Here is a 502-nt window from a genome sequence, read left to right on the forward strand (position 1 = left end):
GGCAGAGCAAAGCGGACTTTCGTGCTGTTGCTTCTACGGCGTGAGGTTACGAAAGCCTGTTCGCGCCAGATCGCCAGGCGCACCGCTGCGAGGGCGTCACTGAAGGTCGGCTGTGGTTTGCGGTACCATGCCGCCTGCGCAACCTGTCGACGTTCGCGTGCTGGAAGGCGGCCCGCCATCAGCGTCACGATCGAGAACAATGCGAGCAGGCAGGGTGTCGTGCGAGCAATCGCCTTGTCGGACCACTGGCGCTGCGTCTCGATGCCGAGGTGCGATCGAGCCTCCTGAAAGGTGACCTCCACCTGCCAGCGCCGCACGAACCAACGCACGATCTGAGCCGGGTCACGTGTTGGGTCGGTGCAGAGGAGAGCCTGAGGCGCGAAGCGGTTGAGAGGATCGCGGATCAGCACCCAGCGGATCGGCACGACCAGCAGACCGCCGTGCTGCCACACAGCCGTCGCCGAGGTGATCTCAATCGTGCGCTCTGCGGCCCCATACCAAC

At 64.7% G+C, this 502-nt stretch carries 1 pseudogene; it reads right to left on the reverse strand.

The window, feature by feature from the left end:
- Positions 1 to 502 (reverse strand): annotated as a pseudogene (locus tag JQC81_RS32720) (IS701 family transposase); the annotation flags it as partial.

This window comes from Microvirga arabica (assembly GCF_016811235.1).
Taxonomy (GTDB): Bacteria; Pseudomonadota; Alphaproteobacteria; order Rhizobiales; family Beijerinckiaceae; genus Microvirga; species Microvirga arabica.